Source organism: Streptomyces herbicida, assembly GCF_032656585.1.
GTDB lineage: Bacteria > Actinomycetota > Actinomycetes > Streptomycetales > Streptomycetaceae > Streptomyces > Streptomyces herbicida.
This window is the reverse complement of the sequence record NZ_JAUYWJ010000092.1, coordinates 1-1,170: the sequence shown is the minus strand read 5'-3', so window position 1 is coordinate 1,170 and position 1,170 is coordinate 1. Positions and strand designations below refer to the sequence as shown.

Genomic DNA, 1,170 nt, shown 5'->3' with positions numbered 1-1,170 from the left:
GGCGGCGTTGGCGCCGGAGGTGGACGAGGTGCTGGCGCGCTATCCGCTGCGGGAGCTGGTGACCGCGTCCGAGCCGATGCCGCTGCTGGTGGAGCGCGAACGCGCGCTGTACGGCTCGTGGTACGAGTTCTTCCCGCGCTCGGAGGGCACGCCCGAGCAGCCGCACGGCACGTTCCGCACCGCCGCCCGCCGGCTCGGGGCGATCGCCGCGATGGGCTTCGACGTCGTCTACCTCCCCCCGGTCCACCCGATCGGCACGACCTTCCGCAAGGGCCGCAACAACACCCTGACCGCCGGCCCCGACGACGTCGGCGTGCCCTGGGCGATCGGCTCGCCCGAGGGCGGCCACGACGCCGTCCACCCCCGGCTGGGCACCCTGGAGGACTTCGACCACTTCGTGGACCGGGCCCGCGCCCTGGGCCTGGAAGTGGCCCTGGACTTCGCGCTGCAGTGCTCCCCGGACCACCCCTGGGTGCACAAGCACCCCGAGTGGTTCCACCACCGCCCCGACGGCACGATCGCCTACGCGGAGAACCCGCCCAAGAAGTACCAGGACATCTACCCCATCGCCTTCGACGCCGACCTGGACGGACTGGTCGCCGAGACGCTGCGGGTGCTGCGCCACTGGATGGCGCACGGGGTGCGGATCTTCCGGGTGGACAACCCGCACACCAAACCGGTGCTGTTCTGGGAGCGGGTGATCGCGGACGTCAACGCCACCGACCCGGATGTGATCTTCCTGGCCGAGGCGTTCACCCGCCCGGCGATGATGCACACGCTGGCGCAGATCGGTTTCCAGCAGTCGTACACGTACTTCACCTGGCGCAACACCAAGCAGGAGCTGACCGAATACCTGACCGAGCTGTCGGGGGAGGCGGCCGGCTACATGCGGCCCAACTTCTTCGCCAACACCCCCGACATCCTGCACGCCTACCTCCAGCACGGCGGACGGCCCGCCTTCGAGGTCCGCGCCGTGCTCGCCGCGACCCTCTCCCCCTCCTGGGGCATCTACAGCGGCTACGAACTGTGCGAGAACACCCCGCTCAGGCAGGGCGGCGAGGAGTACCTCGACTCGGAGAAGTACCAGCTCAAACCCCGCGACTGGGCCGCCGCCGAACGCGACGGACACACCCTCGCCCCCCTGATCACCCGCCTCAACACCATCCGGCG

1 pseudogene is annotated in these 1,170 nt (G+C 70.3%); it reads left to right on the top strand.

Annotation, left to right across the window (positions count from 1 at the left end):
- Positions 1–1,170 (top strand): annotated as a pseudogene (locus Q8A52_RS48855) (alpha-1,4-glucan--maltose-1-phosphate maltosyltransferase); the annotation flags it as partial.